The sequence below is a fragment of the Formosa sp. F44 genome (genome assembly GCF_056238645.1).
The window spans coordinates 417,211-437,043 of record NZ_JBWDLJ010000002.1; the positions used below are offsets into that span (position 1 = coordinate 417,211).

Consider the following 19,833-nt stretch of genomic DNA (forward strand, 5'->3'; position numbering starts at 1 on the left):
CGGGGGTTTTCTTTTACCTTTCATTTTTAATAAAGATTATTAATCATACCTATGAAAGTAAAAGGAATTTTATTAGCGATATTAAGTGTCATGATACTGTCTTGCGGTACACGCAAAACCATAAATAAAGATGAATTAGTTGGAACTCTAAATGACTATACAATCAAAGTCGATGGAAATACCGCATTAAAGCAAGCGGTATCCGATGGGGTCTTAACAGATCTTCAAGGTGCCGAAGATATCGGAACCTATAAAATTTATGTGGATTACGATAAGCAGACCAATGATTTAGTGCGTGTTAGGAATGTAGAAAAAACAGGAAACCTTAGAGACGAAAACTATTATTTTAAGGATAATGCTTTGGTGGTTGTAATTGTAAAATCTTCTGTAGCTAAAGAAAAGCGAATTTACCTTAATAAGGGCAATATAATCTCTTCTTCAAATATAGATTCTAAAGAAGAAGACCTGCTTTTATCTAAGGCAAAACGCTTTCAAAGCGAATATAAAAGCAACTAAAAAAGGAATTTAAAAGACCAATTATTTTCAATTGGTTTTTTTGAGTATTAACACCGCTGTTTTCTTAAAATTCATTAATTTCGCGTTCTTATAAGAAAATAGAACGAATGAGCATGAGATTTCCTGAGTATAAAGGTCTTAACTTACCAAATGTTGCAGAAGAAATTCTTGATTTTTGGGAGTCTAAAAATATATTTGAAAAGAGTATCACAACTAGAGAAGGAAAGGAACCCTATGTTTTTTTCGAAGGGCCTCCTTCTGCAAATGGCTTACCTGGTGTTCACCATGTTTTAGCACGTTCTATTAAAGATATTTTTCCGCGTTACAAAACCATGAAAGGATTCCAAGTAAAGCGTAAAGCGGGTTGGGATACACACGGTTTACCAATTGAACTTGGAGTGGAAAAAGAGTTAGGGATTACCAAAGAAGATATTGGTAAAACCATTTCTGTTGAAGATTATAACGCGGCTTGCCGCACTGCCGTAATGCGTTACACAGGTATTTGGAACGACCTTACCCGTAAAATGGGATATTGGGTAAATATGGACGATCCATATATTACTTACGATCCAAAATACATGGAAAGCGTATGGTGGTTATTAAAACAGATTTACGATAAAAAATTAATCTACAAAGGGTATACCATTCAGCCGTATTCTCCAAAGGCAGGAACAGGTTTAAGTTCTCACGAATTAAATCAGCCGGGAACCTACCAAGATGTTACCGATACTACAATTGTTGCACAGTTTAAAGCCAATGCAGATTCGTTACCAGACTTTTTACAAGACGAAGGCGATATCTTTTTCTTAGCTTGGACAACAACACCGTGGACCTTACCAAGTAACACCGCCTTAACTGTAGGAAATAAAATAGACTACGTTTTAGTAGAAACCTATAACCAATACACATTCGAACCTATGAATGTGGTATTGGCAAAGCCATTATTAGCAAAACAATTTACTGGTAAATTTTTCCAAGTCGATACTAAACCTGCATTGTTAGATTATAAGCATGGCGACAAGAAAATTCCGTTTTACGTTGTAAAAGAATTTAAAGGAAAAGATTTAGTTGGGATTACATACGAGCAATTAATGCCGTATGCACTTCCAAACGATAATCCAGAAAATGCTTTTAGAATTATTGCTGGAGACTTCGTTACTACCGAAGATGGAACAGGAATTGTTCATACTGCACCTACTTTTGGAGCAGACGATGCCTTGGTTGCTAAACAAGCCACTCCAGAGATTCCGCCAATGTTGGTAAAAGACGAAAATGGAAACTTAGTGCCGTTAGTAAACTTACAAGGTAAATTTAGACCAGAAATGGGAGAATATGCTGGTAAGTATGTGAAAAACGAATACTATAACGATGGTGAAGCTCCAGAACGTTCTGTAGATGTTGAAATCGCTATTCGTTTAAAAGAAGAAAATAAAGCCTTTAAGGTTGAAAAATATAAGCACAGTTATCCAAATTGTTGGAGAACAGATAAGCCTATTTTATATTATCCATTAGATTCTTGGTTTATTAAGGTAACCGACGTTAAAGGACGTATGGTAGAACTTAACGACACCATAAACTGGAAACCAAAATCTACAGGGACGGGACGTTTCGGAAATTGGTTAGCAAACGCTAACGATTGGAATTTATCACGTTCGCGTTACTGGGGAATTCCGTTGCCAATTTGGAGAAGCGAAGATGGTAAAGAAGAAATTTGTATTGGTTCTGTTGCCGAACTGAAAGCAGAAATGGCTAAGGCTGTTGAGGCTGGCGTAATGGAAGCCGATATTTTCGAAAGTTTTGAAATCGGAAACAATTCTGAAGAAAACTACGCACAATTAGACCTGCATAAAAATATTGTCGACCAAATTACATTGGTGTCTGCATCAGGGCAACCTATGAAACGTGAAAGCGACTTGATAGATGTATGGTTCGATTCTGGTTCTATGCCGTATGCACAATGGCATTATCCGTTTGAAAATAAAGAAAAAATTGATGGAAATGAATCATATCCAGCCGATTTTATCGCAGAAGGAGTAGACCAAACACGTGGATGGTTTTATACACTTCACGCCATAGCAACTATGGTATTCGATTCTGTAGCCTATAAAAATGTAGTATCTAATGGATTAGTACTAGATAAAAACGGACAAAAAATGTCGAAGCGTTTAGGAAATGCTGTCGATCCTTTTGAAACCCTTACAGCTTACGGTCCAGATGCCACACGTTGGTATATGATTGCAAATGCAAATCCGTGGGATAATTTAAAATTCGATATTGAAGGTATTGAAGAGGTAAAACGTAAATTCTTCGGAACACTTTACAACACCTATTCATTCTTCAGCTTATATACTAATTTAGATAAATTCAGCTATAGTGAGGCAGACATTCCGTTAGCTGAACGTCCGGAATTAGACCGTTGGATTTTATCAGAATTACACACCCTTATTCAGCGTGTAGACGAATATTATGCAGAATACGAGCCAACAAAAGCGGCACGTGCTATTTCAGAGTTTACACAAGACTATTTAAGTAACTGGTATGTGCGTTTAAGTAGAAGACGTTTCTGGAAAGGCGATTACGAACAAGATAAGATTTCGGCTTACCAAACCTTGTATACCTGTATGCTAACCATTGCAAAACTTGGTGCTCCAATAGCTCCGTTTTTCATGGATAAACTTTACCGAGACTTAACACAAGTGACACAAAAAGAAACATTTGAAAGTGTACATTTGGCTGAGTTCCCTGTGTTTAATGAAGCGTTTGTAGACAAGTCTTTAGAACGAAAAATGGGGCGTGCTCAGGTAATTTCGTCTTTAGTATTATCATTACGAGCTAAAGAAAAAATTAAAGTGCGCCAGCCGTTACAGAAAATCATGATTCCTATAGATACTAAGGAACAGAAAGAAGAGATTTTAGCGGTTGCCGATTTAATTAAGCACGAGGTAAATATTAAGGATATCGAGTTGTTAGAAGATGCATCAGATATCTTAGTAAAGCAAATTAAGCCAGATTTTAAAGTTTTAGGACCTCGATTTGGTAAAGATATGAAGTTGATTGCTAGTGAGATAGCTAAATTGACTGCAGAAGACATTAAAGAAATAGAACAAAGCGGTACTTTAAGCATTGGAATTAATGGAAAAAGTATTACTTTAGGTCGTGAAGATGTCGAAATTATTTCGCAAGATATTGAAGGATGGTTAGTTGCTAACGAAGGAAACTTAACAGTAGCACTAGACATCACAATTTCTAAAGAACTAAGACAAGAAGGAATTGCAAGAGAATTAATAAATAGAATACAAAATTTACGAAAGGATTCAGGTTTCGAAGTTACCGACCGAATTAGTGTTAAACTTCAAAGACATGATGATATTGTAAATGCTGTAGAGACGAATTTAGAATATATTAAGGTGGAAACCTTAACAGCCGAACTAGAAATTATAGACCTGGTAAACAACGGAATTGATATTGAGTTTGATGACATAGAAACTAAGTTGTTTATAGAAAAACACTAACATTATGAACGTAGATTTAAACGTAAGACATACGGATAAGGATTTGGCAGAATTTAAAGTAATTATTCAAGACAAAATTGAAAAAGCCAAACACGATTTAGATTTAATTAAAAGTGCCTATCAAAACGATTTAAATAACGGAACAGATGATACGTCTCCTACATTTAAAGCTTTTGAAGAAGGTAGTGAAACGATGAGTAAAGAAGCGAATTCGCAATTAGCTATTCGTCAAGAAAAATTTATCCGCGACCTTAAAAATGCGCTTATAAGAATTGAGAATAAGACGTACGGAGTTTGCCGTGTTACGGGTAAATTAATTAACAAAGAACGTTTAAAATTAGTACCACATGCAACGCTTAGTATCGAAGCTAAGAACATGCAATAACAGTACTTTAAATTTATAAAATTAAACGCCTTGCATTATGCAAAGGCGTTTTTTTGCTTTTATATGAAATGTCTTCCTTTTATTTTATTCATCTTTTTTTGTGTCACATTAAGCGCCCAAAAGCGTATTGATAAAATAATTGATGCGCAAAATATTACCATACTTCAGATTAATGGAAACAATTGCTTTAAAATACATGTAACGGCATCTAAGACTAATCGAATAACAATTCAGACTAAAATAGCTGGCGAACATAATGAAGAGATGTTGGTAATTGCCAAAACACGTAACGATTCTTTATATGTGTCAACTGGATTTCATCCATTATTTCAAGCGGATAATGATAAATTAAGTGCTCATAAAGTAATGTCTATAGAATTAAATATTCAAGTACCAGAACATGTAACTCTTAATATTAAAAGTGATATCGCTTATATACATATAGAAGGCGTATTTAACTCCACTTTTATCGAATTAAATCAAGGCCAGTGTAAGTTAGATGCCTTTATAGGTTCTGCTAAAATTAACACCATTGAAGGTGCTATTTCTGTAGAAACCAATTTTGCCAAAGTCGATGCAATTTCTAAGCACGGTGCTGTAAACCTGCAACCTTTAATTTCTGGAAAAAATCAAATAGATTTAAAGTCTATTCGGGGAGATATAAGTGTATTTAAAACAGAATAATATTCCTATTTTTGTTGAAAATTTAAAGCATGTCCCTAAAGAAAGCCAGTCTACTTATTTTTATCGTCTTACTTATCGATCAAATAAGTAAAATTTACATTAAAACGCATTTTGTTTTAGGTGAAGATGTAACCGTTTTTAACTGGTTTCGGATTTATTTTATAGAAAATGAAGGCATGGCTTGGGGAACTAAAATCAGTGATTTTACGTCGTCAATCTCAGATCGGACAGCTAAAACATCGCTAACCGTCTTCAGGATTTTTGCCATCTTCGGTATTGGGTACTGGTTGTATTCTACGGTAAAAACTAAAGGTCATTACTTGCTTACCTTGGCAATCTCTTTAATCTTTGCTGGGGCGTTAGGAAATATTATCGATTCTGTTTTTTATGGTATTTTATTTAACGATAGTCACGGGCAAGTGGCTTCGTTTATGCCGGCGACAGGTGGTTACGATACCTTGCTTCATGGTAAGGTTGTAGATATGTTGTATTTTCCTATTTGGAAGGGCTATTTACCAGAATGGTTGCCGTTTTGGGGTGGTAAATTCTTTACGTTTTTCGAACCTGTTTTTAATGTTGCCGATGTTGCCATAAGTACAGGATTCGTCATGTTACTTGTGTTTAATAAAAAAGTGTTCCCTAAGGATTAATTTAAAACAATAGGGTGCTTTTTGTTTTTTAGAAGGTATAAATCTTATTAGGCGTTACGCAATAATCTAAAGGAATATCACTGTGGTAAACATCAGAAATTTTAGTTTCAGCTTCAAAAAAAGACAGTCCGATCTTTACGGTTTCTGGATTGCAAGCTTCTAAAAATCGATCGTAAAATCCTTTACCGTAGCCAATTCTGTTTCCGAAAGTGTCGAATGCTAAAAGCGGTATAAATACAACTTCTATACTCGAGTTTGGAATCGGGATACCATCAATAGGTTCAGGAATATTATAACTGTTTTTCTTTATAGTAGTCGCATCGGTAAGTAAAACGTGATCCATGAGTCCAGTTTTAAAATCACTTTTAGAAACCACTATATTTTTATCTTTCCCAGAGAGAATGTTAAGAATAAATTCGGTATTTACCTCTTTTTGCTCTTCAATAGTTAAAAAAATATGGTAGAATGATTTATCCCAAATCGGAAGCTTTAAAAGCTGATTAGAGATCTCGATACTCAAGTCGTCGCAAGATTCTAAAGTTAAGGATTTGCGCTTGGTTTTATATAGTTTTCTTAACTCTGCTTTGGTCATAAATCGCGTTTCAGTTTTCTTGTAATATGAAACAAAGCATCTCCTTGGTACACAATGGGAGATTCGTTTACATTTATAATATAACCGCTTGTTTCTGCCTTTACATAATCGTTAAATTTTCCGTAGGGATCGGTAATGTTTCCTAAGATATCTCCACGTTTAACTTTGGTAGACATTAAATCTAAAGCAGGTCTAAACATACCAGAATATTCTGCACGTTGCCATCTGCTTTCCAAAATAAACACACATGGTTTTTTTGGAGCTGTCGCTTTAAATCTAGCATTTAACATGTTTAAATAATACAACACACGTTTTGCTCCGTTAACTCCTGTTGCCGTAACGTTAGCGTCTAAATGAATAGATTTTCCACCTTCAAAAAGGAGCATGGGAATCCCTAATTTGGAACACGTATATCGAAACGATTTACCTAAGTTTTTAGAATACATAACAAATGGAGCTCCAAAAGCCAAGGCTAATTCGTCCAATTCGAAATTCGATTTTTCAATCCGAATTTGCGGCGCATTAAATCTACCCGCGCCACCGGTATGAAAATCGACCACATAGTCCACCGAAGGGATAACTTCGTGAATGAGTTTATGAGCCACCTGACTAGCTAGCGATCCGTTTTCGTTTCCAGGAAATACACGGTTTAAATCGCGACCATCGGGAAACTCTCGCTTTAAGTTAATAAATCCAAAGATGTTAATAACAGGAATGCAAATAATGCTACCACGTTTGGGCTTGTTTAGGCCTTTTGCTATAATTTGTCGTACTATTTCTACGCCGTTAACTTCGTCTCCATGAATTCCCGCAGTAAACAAGACTGTAGGGCCGGGACGTTTAGAACGCTCTATAAAGACAGGTACATCTACACTAGAAGAGGTGTGTAAATTAGCAACATCAAAACTAATTTCGGCACTTTCTCCAGGTAGAATTTTTTGTCCTAAAACATGTAAAACATCTTTTTGAAACATCATCTATAATTTTGCATTTCGTTCGATAAAGTTGATAATATTTTTAGCGATATTTTTACCTGTAGCGCCTTCAATACCTTCTAATCCAGGAGTCGAGTTTACTTCTAACAATAATGGACCTCTAGCAGATTGTAGCATGTCTACGCCACAAACTGGCAATTTTAAAGCTTTTGCGGCATTAATAGCCAATTCTAATTCGGCAGCGTCTAATTTAATAATATTTGCCGATCCGCCACGGTGTAAATTCGAGCGAAATTCGCCTTCTTTACCTTGGCGTTTCATAGCACCAACCACCTGTCCGTCTACAATTAAAGCTCTTAAGTCGGCACCATTAGCTTCCTTTATAAACTCTTGTACAATTACTCTTGCTTGTAAACCGTTAAAGGCTTCAAGAACAGATTCTGCTGCGTTTTTAGTTTCTGCTAAAACGACTCCTAAGCCTTGAGTTCCTTCTAGTAATTTAATAATTACAGGAGTACCGCCAACATGAGCAATTACTTCTTCTACATCTCTCGAGTAATTGGTAAATACGGTTTTAGGCATGCCAATTCCAGCCTTACTCAAGCGCTGTAAAGATCTTAGTTTGTCTCTAGAACGCTGTATGGCGTCTGAAGTTACGATAGTAAATACATTCATCATTTCAAACTGACGAACCACAGCACATCCATAAAAAGTAACCGAAGCTCCAATTCTAGGGATTATGGCATCTACGTAATCTAAATACCTATTTTTATAATATATAGTAGGTTTTTCTTTTTCAATAATAATGTCGCATTTAAGCGGGTCTATAACTTCAATTCTGTGACCACGCTTTTCACCTTCAGTAACTAAACGTGCTGTAGAGTAAAGTTCTGCGTTCCTTGATAAAATTACAATATTCATTAGGCTTTTAAATTATGAGATAGGTTTTGAAGATCAACATCAACTAAAAATTTTCCTTTTAAGAATTGTCTTCCAATAAGGACAGGGAAACGCATATCGTCTCTTGTGCTTAAAGTTAAGTTGATTTTGTACGTTTTACCAAAGATTATTACTTCAGATTTTATTTTATATCTATTTTCTTTTATTCCGTTACTGCTTTTCACATTGGTAAATGTGTATTCGGTAAAGATGACTTCGTCGCTACTAAAGTTAGGATGACCTTTACTATAAAAAGTGCAATGTAAGGTGTTGTTTACTTCTTTTATTTCAGAACAATGAATGGCAGAAGTATAAGCCCCAGTGTCTATTTTTACATCAATATTATAGAGATCTAATTTGGGGAAATCAAATTTATCTACGCGACCAATTGTACGTTTATCCATGTTAGTGTTAAAAAGGCGAAAGATATTTAAAGTTGAATGAAATGAGTAATAATCTTTGCTAAAATTTATACAATGAAATTTGTTTTAATATTGTTGTAGTATCTTTGTTTTATGGATGAAACCGCATTACAATTACAGCTAAAAACCTTGCCTTCTTCTCCAGGTATATACCAGTATTACGATGCTAATGGTACGATTATTTACGTGGGAAAAGCCAAGAACTTAAAGAAACGTGTGTCTTCTTATTTTAATAAAACACACGATAACGGGAAGACGCGCGTACTTGTAAGAAAGATAGCAGACATTAAACATATTGTGGTAGAAACGGAGACAGATGCTTTGCTTCTAGAAAATAATTTAATTAAAAAATATCAGCCACGATACAATGTCTTATTGAAAGATGATAAAACCTATCCATGGATTTGTATTAAAAAAGAACGGTTTCCTAGGGTGTTTTCTACGAGAAGAGTTATAAAAGATGGTTCGGAATATTTTGGTCCGTATACTAATTTTAAAACCATACATACGCTTTTAGATTTAATTAAAGGCGTCTATCCGTTGCGCACGTGTAATTATGATTTGTCTGAATCTAAAATTGAAGCGGGTAAATATAAAGTCTGTTTAGAGTTTCATTTGGGTAACTGTAAAGGGCCTTGCGAAGATTACGAATCTATAGAGGAGTACGATAAAAACATTGTTGCAATTCGAGAGATTTTAAAAGGAAATTTTAAAGATTCTTTACTTCAGTTTAAAAATCAGATGAAGCAATTTGCGGCGAATTTACAGTTTGAAGAAGCTCAAAAAGTTAAAGAGAAAATTGATGTTTTAGAAAATTATCAGGCGAAATCCACCATCATAAATCCGAAAATTAGCAATGTAGACGTATTTTCAATAGTAAGCGACGAGGGTTTTGGATATGTCAATTTCCTTCAAATTTCTTATGGTTCAATAATTCGAGCACATACTTTAGAAATTAAGAAAAAATTAGACGAAACAGATAAACAATTATTGGAATTGGCAATAACTGAAATTCGTCAGCGTTTTCATTCTAACTCAAAAGAAATATATGTACCTTTTAAAGTGAGTTTAGGAGAGGATTTACGAATAACAATTCCGCAATTAGGAGATAAAAAACGCATCCTGGATTTGTCGCTTCGTAATGCAAAATATTACCGTATGGAACGGTTTAAACAAATTAAAATAACCGATCCAGACCGACATGTTAATCGCATAATGGCGCAGATGAAAACAGATTTACGTTTACATGAAGAGCCAAGGCATATAGAATGTTTCGATAACTCGAATATTCAAGGAACTCATCCCGTAGCCGCTTGTGTGGTGTTTAAGGATGGAAAACCGAGTAAGAAAGATTATAGGCATTTTAATATAAAAACAGTAGTTGGACCAGACGATTTTGCTTCTATGGAAGAAGTTGTTTTTAGGCGTTATAAACGTTTGGTAGAAGAACAGCAACCGTTGCCACAACTTATTATTATTGATGGAGGAAAAGGGCAATTGTCGTCGGCCTTAAATGCATTAGACGATTTGGGCTTACGTGGTAAAATTGCAATTATCGGAATTGCGAAACGTTTGGAAGAACTGTTTTATCCGGAAGATCCGATTCCGCTTTATTTAGATAAGAAAAGTGAAACGCTTAAAATAATACAACAATTGCGTAACGAGGCGCATAGATTTGGTATAGAGCACCATAGAAATAGACGAAGTAAAACGGCCTTAAATACAGACTTAGAGACCATCCCAGGAATTGGAGAAAAAACTATTGTGGAATTATTAAGTCATTTTAAATCTGTTAAACGCATTTCTAATGCATCATTAAAAGACCTTGAAGCGGTTGTTGGATTCTCGAGAGCAAATAAAATATTTAATCATTATCATACCCCATAATTATATGCGTATCATCTTACTTTTTAGTGTTTTTCTTATTGGGATTTTTGGTCGTGCTCAAGAACAGAAATTTAAAAACACTAATGATGTAAAAGTAGGAGTTGTATTAAGTGGAGGAGGAGCCAAAGGTTTAGCGCATATTGGTGTCCTTAAAGTTATTGATAGTTTAGGCATTCGTGTAGACCATATTGCGGGGACAAGTATGGGCGCCATTGTAGGGTCTTTATATGCTTCCGGATATTCGGGAAAAGAAATCGATTCTATTTTTAAAACAATTAATTTCGATAATATCATTATTGATAATCTACCACGGGAGGCCAAAACATTTTATGAGCGAGAAAATACCGAACGGTATGCCGTGACCTTGCCTTTCGACGATTTTAAAGTGCGACTTCCAACGGCATTATCGCGCGGACAAAACACTTTTAATTTGTTGTCTGAACTTACTTTGCGTGTTAATGATATAACCGACTTTAGTAAGTTGCCGATTCCCTTCTTTTGTATGGCAACAAATATAGAAACAGGTGAGGCGGTGCAGTTAAATAAAGGAAATCTCGCACAATCGGTTATGGCCAGTGGGGCTCTACCAACTTTATTTCAGCCCGTTATTATAGATGGTAAATCGTATATAGATGGAGGTGTTGTAAATAATTACCCGCTAGACGAAATGCGCGCTAAAGGGGTTGATATTATAATAGGTGTCGATGTGCAAGATCGCTTGTCTAAGAGTACAGATTTACAATCGGCTACCGAAATTTTATATCAGATTCAGAACTATAGAACACTGAGTGATATGGCCAAAAAAATTGAAGGTACCGATATTTACATCACTCCGAATATTGAGAATTTTAATGTTATTTCATTTAACGAAGGTGCCGCGATAATTAAAAATGGTGAGTTGGCGGCGGAGAGAAAAGTAGAAGAGTTAGAGAATGTTGCAACACATCAAACTGTAAAGCGCGAAGCACGTCACTATGCCAGACAATTAGATTCAATCTCTATAAATGATATTGAAATTCATGGCAACGATAGGTATACAAGATCTTATATTCAGGGGAAGTTAAAATTGAAAAACGACACCCGTGTGAGCTATCTCGATTTTTCTAGTGGTGTAAACAACCTTATTGCAACCGATAACTTTGAAAGTTTTACTTACGATTTAAAGCCGTCTAAAGATAAAGAGGGATACGATTTAATTGCATATGTAAAGGAGAGCTCTCGAAAAACGGCGCTTAAGTTTGCATTGCATTACGACGATTTGTATAAAAGTGCGGCGCTGGTAAATGTGACAAGAAAGCGGCTGTTTACTAAGAATGACGTTGCGTCTCTGGATTTAATTTTAGGAGATAATTTGCGTTATAATTTTGAATATTATATCGATAAAGGATTTTATTGGAGTATAGGCGTAAAATCTAGATATAACCAATTTAATAAAAATGTAAGTTCTGTCCTTTATTTAGAAAACGCAAAAGATTTGGGGATTAATAAGATAGATGTCGAATTACAAGATTTTACAAATCAGTTCTATGTTCAAACTCAGTTTTTTAATGATATGACATTAAGTTTAGGATCTGAGCTTAAGTATCTAAAAATTGAATCGGAAACCGTTTCCGATAGTCCCGATAACTCTAATAGAGTGTTTGAAGATTCGCATTATTTTAGTTTCTATGGTAAGTTAAATTACGATTCTTACGATAATAAATACTTCCCTACAGAAGGCTTTTATTTTAATGGCGATTTTCACTTGTATCTCTATTCGTCTGCCTTTAACGATAATTTCACCGAGTTTTCTATTGCAAAAGCAGATTTAGGTTACGCATTTAAAATATCTAAAAAGTTGTCTGCTCGTATCACTAACGAAGGCGGATTTAGAATCGGAGAAAATGAAAGTCCGTTTCTGGATTTTGCTTTAGGTGGCTATGGAGATAATTTAATTAACAATATAAAATCGTTTTACGGTTACGACTGGTTGTCTATTTCTGGAGATAGCTTTGTAAAATGCATGATTAAATTAGACTATGAGTTTGCTAGAAAACATCATGTTTTTGGTGCTGCCAATTATGCCAATATCGGAGATGGTATTTTCGAATCTATCGATTGGCTGGCTTTACCCGATTATTCCGGATATGCATTAGGCTATGGCTGGGACACATTTATGGGGCCTATAGAACTTACATATTCGTATTCGCCAGAAAATAAAAGTAGTAACTGGTTTTTTAATGTCGGCTTTTGGTTTTAGTAATTTGTACTGATTGTAAAATCTAAAAATGATTCTTGAAAACTGCTCTTAAAATAGGGTGTTGTATAAGTAAATTATTAATTTGCTATCTAAAAGCATCAAAAATGTAAAGTGTTTAACCTAAATTTAATGACAAATCTCAATTAGAGTCATCTTTTAAATTGATTGAGTTTTAATCTTTTAATACATTTGGAATAGATATTGTTAATACATGTAAATAATATCTATTAAGGTTAAAGAATTATTGTCCCAATCTAAATTAAAGTATGAAATATTCAATTATTATTTTCTTGTTTACTATCACTTTAGGCGTAAAAGTATCGGCTCAAAAAGAGAGTGCTTTTCAGGAAGGCGAGTGGTTTAAATTTGAAATGAATTATAGCGGTTTTCTTAAGGCAGGAGAAGCAACTTTGGAAGTTAAAAACAGGTATTACGATGGAAAGACTGTATACCATGTGGTAGGAAAAGGATGGACAACTGGAGCCTTAAAATGGTTTTTTAAAGTGGACGATCGTTACGAAACTTACATAGACAAAACAACTTACGCACCTTATAAATTTATTAGAAAAATTGATGAAGGTGGACATACCAAAAACATTGAAATAGAATTTGATCACGATAATAAAAAAGCACTAATTCACGATAAAAAGAATAAGACTAAGAAAGAAATGGATATTGCTGCCAATGTGCAGGATATGGTTTCGACGTATTATTATTTTAGAAATGAGATTGATCTAGATAATCTTAAAGCTGGAGATGAGTTAACGGTTAATATGTTTTTTGATGAAGAAAATTATGGTTTCAAATTAAAATACCTAGGTGAAGAAACTATAGATACTGATTTTGGAAAAATGGTGGCTTTAAAATTTAGACCTTATGTTATGGCAGGTCGAGTTTTTAAAGAAGAAGAAAGTTTAACGTTATGGGTCTCTAACGATAAAAATAGAATGCCTTTAAAAGTTCAAGCCGATCTTGCAGTCGGTTCCTTACGAGCTGATTTGTCAGCCTTTAAAGGTTTAAAATATCCCCTTAAAATCATAGTTAATAATTAAGAACACTCTGTTATTTGCTAATTTTTAATTCCTAGTTAGTCTCCTAAGCAGTGAGAATGAGGTGAGATATCTAAATTATGATGTGTAAACTTTTTAAAAAGGGTAGATTTAAGATATTTATTAACAGTTTTAGAAGGGACTAAGTACAGTGAATTTATTAAATTAGCGGCATTCTATAGCTAGCCTAATCTTTACACAATGTTTTAACCATTGTCTGCGTTAGTAAAAGAATATCACAGATAAGTAGGTTTTGTGTCGAGCTGTTAAACATTGTTTATCTGATGCATACCAGTACAAATCATAATAGCAAAAAAAGCAAATATTTTTCCGGATTTATGGATCAAACAAGAATGAGAAGATTGGGTCAGAAGTGTACACTCCTTTTGGCTGTCACACTAGGTTTTATAAGTTGTAAAAGTGACCCCGAAAAACAAACTAACGAAGATTTAGCAGTAGTAGAAAAAGAGATTCTTGTCCCTGATGTTTACGAATTTGGATTTAATTTAAACGATTACGTCGTAAAAAGAGATACGGTTAAAGCGGGAGATAGTTTTGGAAAAATTTTAGAAAGTAACAATGTGGGCTTTTCTAAAATTTACGAGATTGCAGAAACAGCAAGAGATAGTTTCGATATTAGAAAAATCCAAATCGGGAAACCTTACACACTCCTTTGCGCTAAAGATTCCTTAGAAACCCCTAGAAGTTTTATTTATCAGCCTAATAAGGAAGAATATGTTGTAGTGAATTTTCACGATAGTATTCATGCTTTTACAAGTAGAAAGCCTATAAAATATGTTGAAAAGGAATATTCTGGTGTTATAAATAGTAACATCTCGCAAACTCTAGCCGATGATGGTTTAAGCCTTATTTTGGCATATAAAATGTCGGATATTTATGCGTGGACTATCGACTTTACAAGACTTCAAAAAGGAGATCGTTTTAAAGTGATTTATACCGACAAATATATTGACGATACAATTTATGCTGGAATAGATAAAATAAAAGCGGCATATTTTCAGCATAATACAGAGCCATTTTACGCTTTCGAGTTTGAAACCGATCCGGTAAATGGTATTACAGATTTCTACAACGAGGAAGCTAAAACCTTACGTCGTGCCTTCTTAAAGGCACCGGTAGAATATAAGCGTATTTCGTCACGATTTAATTTAAATAGACGAATTGCTTTATACGGTAATCGAGTGCGTCCGCACAAAGGAACCGATTTTGCTGCTAATATTGGGACGCCTATTGTGGCAACTGCAAGCGGTCGTGTTACAAAATCGAGTTACACTGGAGGAAATGGGAATTATGTGAAAATTCGTCACAATAAAATTTACGAAACACAATATCTTCACATGCAGAAACGTAAAGTTAAAGAAGGGGAATACGTTAAACAAGGCGATGTAATTGGTTGGGTCGGAATGACAGGAAATACCTCTGGGCCACACGTGTGTTACCGTTTTTGGAAAAATGGAGTTCAAGTCGATCCGTTTAAACAAAAGTTACCTGCAGCCGAACCGATTTCAGAAAATTTAAAAGTTAAATATTTAGAGTATATTAAACCTATTAAAATACAAATAGATGCTGTACCGTTTAAGGGCGTGCCACAGCATAAACCAGAACAAAATTTAATAACACAAGGATATTAATCATGGCATTACCAACTATCAACCCAACCACTACAGAAGCATGGAAAAATCTTCAAAACCATTTTGAAGACATTAAAAACACCCATATGAAGGATTTATTTGCAAACGATCCTGATCGCGCAGATAAAAACACCATAATTTGGGAGGATTTTTATGTAGATTTTTCAAAAAACAGAATAACTGAAGAGACAATGAAATATTTGCTTCAGTTAGCAGATGAGGTGAAGTTGAAAGATGCAATGCAAGGTTATTTCTCTGGAGATGTTATTAATGAAACTGAAGGACGTGAAGTGTTACATACGGCTTTAAGAGCTCCAAAATCGGCTAAAGTTTTAGTAGATGGCGAAGATGTAATGCCGGAAATATATAGAGTAAAAGCCGAAATAGAAACCTTTACAAACAAAGTTGTAAATGGTGAATTAAAAGGATTTACAGGTAAAGCATTTACCGATATAGTAAATATTGGAATTGGAGGTTCAGACCTTGGTCCTGCCATGGTGGTAGAATCGCTACAATATTATAAAAATCACTTAACCACACATTTTGTAAGTAATGTAGATGGAGATCATGTAAACGAAGTGATTAAAACCCTAGACCCAGAAACAACCTTATTTGTTGTGGTGTCTAAAACCTTTACCACTCAAGAAACATTATCTAATGCCAATACCTTACGTACTTGGTTTTTAGAACATGCCAATCAGGAAGCTGTAGCTAGTCATTTTGTGGCTGTATCTACCAATATCGAAAAAGTAAAAGAATTTGGTATTGACGAAGCCAATATTTTCCCGATGTGGAATTGGGTTGGTGGACGTTTTTCATTGTGGAGTGCTGTAGGTTTAACGATTAGTTTAGCCGTTGGTTACAAAAACTTTGAAAGTTTGTTAGAAGGTGCTCACGACATGGACGAGCATTTTAGAACTACAGATTTCGATAAAAATATTCCTGTTGTACTCGCTTTATTAAGCGTATGGTACAATAATTTCTTTAATGCAGAAAGTGAAGCTGTAATTGGTTATAGCCAATATTTAACGCAGTTTGCTACTTATTTGCAACAAGGTATTATGGAGAGTAATGGTAAAAGCATAGATCGAAATGGCGATCGCGTAAATTATCAAACGGGGACTTTAATTTGGGGAGAACCAGGTACAAATTCGCAACATGCCTTTTTTCAATTAATTCACCAAGGGACAAAATTAATTCCAGCCGATTTTATTGGTTATGTAGAGTCTTTACATGGCAATTCAGATCACCAAGATAAATTAATGTCTAATTTCTTAGCGCAAACAGAAGCGTTGCTTAACGGAAAGACAGAGGAAGAGGTATTGTCTGAAATGGCTACTCAGAATTTATCTGAAGCCGAAAAATTAAAATTACTTCCATTTAAAGTTTTTGAAGGTAATAAACCTACAAATACGCTTTTTATAAAGAAACTTACACCTGCTAGTTTAGGTAAATTAATCGCGATGTACGAGCATAAAATTTTCGTTCAAGGGGTGATTTGGAACATTTTTAGCTACGATCAGTGGGGTGTAGAGCTAGGAAAGCAACTTGCAAGTAAAATTTTAAAAGAATTTGATGGTAGTGAAAATTACGAACATGACAATTCCACTCTTAATCTTTTAAACTTTTATAAAAAAGGACGTCAATAACCTATAAAGACGTAAAAAATACTCTAAAAGTTCATCCTTTTTGTTATTAGGTGCATTATCTGTATATTGCCGAATGTTAAAAATCTTAACATTTACGTAATAGTAGAATAATAATTAGCACTACTTTTGCACTCGTAAAATTAATTTCAAATAACAAAAATGAAGAACATTACAAAAAACTTATTTTTTGCAATAATCATGGTGTGTAGCACTGTGTCTTTTGCGCAAAGTATTGTTACAGGAACTACTGTAGATCCTGAATCCAACATGCCTTTACCGGGAGTAAACGTTGTGGAGAAAGGAACAACTAATGGTGTTTCTAGTGATTTTGACGGAAATTTTTCAATTAAGACAAAGACTACAGATGCTGTAATCGTTGTGTCTTACATTGGATATTTATCTAAAGAAATTCCTGTAAATGGGAATGTAGATTTAGGTAAAATTGTTTTAGAGTCTAGCGAATTTGGTTTAGATGAAGTTCAAATTATTGCTTCAGTAGCGGTAGACAGAAAAACACCCGTTGCTGTATCTACTATTAGAGCTGAAGAAATTGAATTAAAATTAGGAACGCAAGAATTTCCTGAAATCTTAAAATCTACTCCAGGTGTTTACGCGACTAAAGCCGGTGGTGGTTTTGGTGATGGTAAAATTAACCTAAGAGGTTTTGAAGATGACAACGTTGCTGTTTTAATTAACGGTGTACCTGTAAACGACATGGAAAATGGTAATGTTTATTGGAGTAACTGGGCTGGTCTTGGCGATGTTACTAGCTCTATGCAAGTACAACGTGGTTTAGGAGCTTCTAAGGTGGCTGTACCTTCTATTGGAGGAACAATCAACATTATTACTAAAACTACAGATGTTGAAACTGGAGGTTCTATTGGAACTTCTGTCGCTAACGATGGTTACTTAAAGTACGGCGCTTCATACTCTACAGGGTTAATGGATAATGGATTTGCTGCTACGGTTTCTGCTTACAAAATTGATGGAGATGGTTATGTAGATGGTACAGAATTTAGTGCATTATCTTACTTTGTAAATGTTTCTAAGCAATTAGGTGAAGACCATAAATTATCTTTCAGTGCTTTTGGAGCAACACAACGTCACGGTCAAAGACAAAACAGTCAAACTATCGAGACTTACAGAGCAACAAACGAAGGTGGAAGACGCTTTAACGCAGACTGGGGTTACAAAAATGGGCAAGTAACTCACCAAGAAGATAACTTCTATAACAAACCTCAAATTTCTTTAAACTGGTATTGGAACATTTCTGATCAAACAAAACTATCTACAGCAGCATACGCATCATTCGGATCTGGTGGTGGAGGTGGTTACGCCGGTGTTAATAAATTTAGTTTAGGAGAAAATGGTGTTTCTGAATACAGAATTGGAGTTTATGGTCCTACAGACTTCGATAAGATTGTAGACGAAAACGAAGCTTTAGGCGCTTATGGTTCTGAAACTGTTTTAAGAGCTTCTCGTAACGATCACGAATGGTATGGTTTATTGTCTACTTTAGATCATAAAATTGGAGATAATTTAGTGTTAACAGGTGGTTTAGATTTAAGAACATATAAAGGTATTCATTATACTGAATTAACAGATTTATTAGGAGGTCGTTATTTCGCAGATGATTCAAATGTAAACGACCCTAATGCAACTTACCAAGTTGGTGACACGTATTCTTACCATAATGATGGTTTAGTTAACTGGGTTGGTCTTTTTGGTCAATTAGAATATTCTAAAGACGATCTTTCTGCATTTGTTGCAGTAGCTGGATCTAACACAGGATTTAAACGTGTAGATTACTTTAACTATTTAGATAGCGATCCAAATCAATCAACAGATTGGTATAACTTCATAGGTTATAGTGCTAAAGGGGGTGCCAATTACAACCTTACAGGAAACCATAATGTATTTGCTAATATTGGTTACTTCGAAAAAGCGGGAGGTTTCGATGCTACTTTTATTGGTTTCGATAACGAAAGAATTAATCCAGATGCAGAAAATCAAAAGATTTTCAGTATGGAATTAGGATACGGTTTCAGATCACAAAAGTTTTCTGCTAACGTAAACTTATACAGAACTGCTTGGAATGATAGAACCGAAACATATAATTATACCCAACCTGATGGATCTTTAGCTGCGGCAAACTTGCTGGGAGTAAATGCACTTCACCAAGGTTTAGAAATAGATTTCGTATATAGAGCAACAGATAAGTTAAAACTTACAGGTATGGCATCTTTCGGAGATTGGACATGGAATAATGACTTAGAAGGTGTAGAAATTTATGATGAAGATCAGAATTTAATCGACACTGTAGATTTATTTATTGATGGCTTACATGTAGGTGGATCAGCTCAAACAACTATGGCTCTTGGTTTAGATTATGAGTTTATGGCTAAAACTAGAATAATGGCAGATTTTAACTACTTTGATGATTTATATGCAGAATACGACCCTAGTTCTAGAGGTACTGCTGGGTCTCCTGATGCATGGAAAATGCCAGCTTACGGATTACTTGATTTAGGTTTAGTTCATAATTTAGATTTCGGACCTTTTGATGTTCGTTTGGTAGGAAGAATGAATAATGTGTTCAATACAGAGTATGTAGCTAATGGTTTTGATGGTACAGATTCTATTGCTGAAAATGCTCGTGTATTTTACGGATTTGGAAGAACATTTAGCGTTGGAGCCCAATTTAACTTTTAAAGAAAATTAA

Annotated in this window: 15 protein-coding genes; 11 read left to right on the top strand and 4 right to left on the bottom strand. The window is 34.7% G+C overall.

Annotation, left to right across the window (positions count from 1 at the left end):
* Window positions 1–51: 51 nt before the first annotated feature.
* From AC0UBM_RS06770 to AC0UBM_RS06790, 5 genes are all read left to right on the top strand, one after another.
* Window positions 52–516 (top strand): hypothetical protein, encoded by a 465-nt coding sequence (locus tag AC0UBM_RS06770; protein ID WP_475688131.1) that lies wholly within the window; start codon window positions 52–54, stop codon window positions 514–516.
* A 107-nt stretch (window positions 517–623) separates the two neighbouring features.
* On the top strand, window positions 624–4,028 hold the full coding sequence (gene ileS / locus AC0UBM_RS06775; RefSeq protein ID WP_475688132.1) for an isoleucine--tRNA ligase: 3,405 nt from the start codon (window positions 624–626) through the stop codon (window positions 4,026–4,028).
* A 4-nt stretch (window positions 4,029–4,032) separates the two neighbouring features.
* Window positions 4,033–4,413, top strand: a complete 381-nt coding sequence (locus AC0UBM_RS06780) for a TraR/DksA family transcriptional regulator (RefSeq protein ID WP_414035677.1) — start codon at window positions 4,033–4,035, stop codon at window positions 4,411–4,413.
* Window positions 4,414–4,476: 63 nt separating this feature from the next.
* On the top strand, window positions 4,477–5,097 hold the full coding sequence (locus AC0UBM_RS06785; RefSeq protein ID WP_475688133.1) for a hypothetical protein: 621 nt from the start codon (window positions 4,477–4,479) through the stop codon (window positions 5,095–5,097).
* A 29-nt stretch (window positions 5,098–5,126) separates the two neighbouring features.
* Window positions 5,127–5,747, top strand: coding sequence for a lipoprotein signal peptidase (locus AC0UBM_RS06790; protein WP_414035675.1), 621 nt, complete (start codon window positions 5,127–5,129; stop codon window positions 5,745–5,747).
* Between the two features lie 28 nt (window positions 5,748–5,775).
* Here AC0UBM_RS06790 and AC0UBM_RS06795 read toward each other — a convergent pair whose 3' ends face one another.
* From AC0UBM_RS06795 to AC0UBM_RS06810, 4 genes are read right to left on the bottom strand one after another with little or no spacing between them, the layout of a single operon-like run.
* Window positions 5,776–6,339, bottom strand: coding sequence for a 5-formyltetrahydrofolate cyclo-ligase (locus AC0UBM_RS06795; RefSeq protein ID WP_475688134.1), 564 nt, complete (start codon window positions 6,337–6,339; stop codon window positions 5,776–5,778).
* Window positions 6,336–7,313, bottom strand: coding sequence for a succinylglutamate desuccinylase/aspartoacylase family protein (locus tag AC0UBM_RS06800; protein WP_414035988.1), 978 nt, complete (start codon window positions 7,311–7,313; stop codon window positions 6,336–6,338). The genes AC0UBM_RS06795 and AC0UBM_RS06800 overlap by 4 nt, the downstream gene beginning before the upstream one ends.
* Before the next feature lie 3 nt (window positions 7,314–7,316).
* A complete protein-coding gene (gene rimK / locus AC0UBM_RS06805; RefSeq protein ID WP_414035673.1) occupies window positions 7,317–8,195 on the bottom strand; it encodes a 30S ribosomal protein S6--L-glutamate ligase in 879 nt (292 codons plus the stop codon).
* Complete coding sequence (locus AC0UBM_RS06810) at window positions 8,195–8,617, bottom strand: ATP-dependent zinc protease family protein (RefSeq protein ID WP_414035672.1); 423 nt, start codon at window positions 8,615–8,617, stop codon at window positions 8,195–8,197. The genes rimK and AC0UBM_RS06810 overlap by 1 nt, the downstream gene beginning before the upstream one ends.
* 111 nt (window positions 8,618–8,728) lie before the next feature.
* Here AC0UBM_RS06810 and uvrC point away from each other — a divergent pair, with 111 nt between their 5' ends.
* From uvrC to AC0UBM_RS06840, 6 genes are all read left to right on the top strand, one after another.
* The gene (uvrC, locus tag AC0UBM_RS06815) at window positions 8,729–10,522 is read left to right on the top strand and encodes an excinuclease ABC subunit UvrC (protein ID WP_414035671.1); all 1,794 of its coding nucleotides are present in this window, start codon (window positions 8,729–8,731) and stop codon (window positions 10,520–10,522) included.
* Between the two features lie 4 nt (window positions 10,523–10,526).
* The gene (locus AC0UBM_RS06820; protein ID WP_475688135.1) at window positions 10,527–12,761 is read left to right on the top strand and encodes a patatin-like phospholipase family protein; all 2,235 of its coding nucleotides are present in this window, start codon (window positions 10,527–10,529) and stop codon (window positions 12,759–12,761) included.
* A 266-nt stretch (window positions 12,762–13,027) separates the two neighbouring features.
* Entirely contained in the window at window positions 13,028–13,813 is a 786-nt protein-coding gene (locus AC0UBM_RS06825) for a DUF3108 domain-containing protein (protein ID WP_475688136.1), read from the top strand.
* Window positions 13,814–14,148: 335 nt separating this feature from the next.
* Window positions 14,149–15,462, top strand: a complete 1,314-nt coding sequence (locus AC0UBM_RS06830) for a peptidoglycan DD-metalloendopeptidase family protein (RefSeq protein ID WP_475688137.1) — start codon at window positions 14,149–14,151, stop codon at window positions 15,460–15,462.
* Window positions 15,463–15,464: 2 nt separating this feature from the next.
* Window positions 15,465–17,111, top strand: coding sequence for a glucose-6-phosphate isomerase (pgi, locus tag AC0UBM_RS06835; protein WP_475688138.1), 1,647 nt, complete (start codon window positions 15,465–15,467; stop codon window positions 17,109–17,111).
* Window positions 17,112–17,270: 159 nt separating this feature from the next.
* Complete coding sequence (locus AC0UBM_RS06840) at window positions 17,271–19,823, top strand: TonB-dependent receptor (protein ID WP_414035666.1); 2,553 nt, start codon at window positions 17,271–17,273, stop codon at window positions 19,821–19,823.
* The last annotated feature ends 10 nt before the right edge of the window (window positions 19,824–19,833 follow it).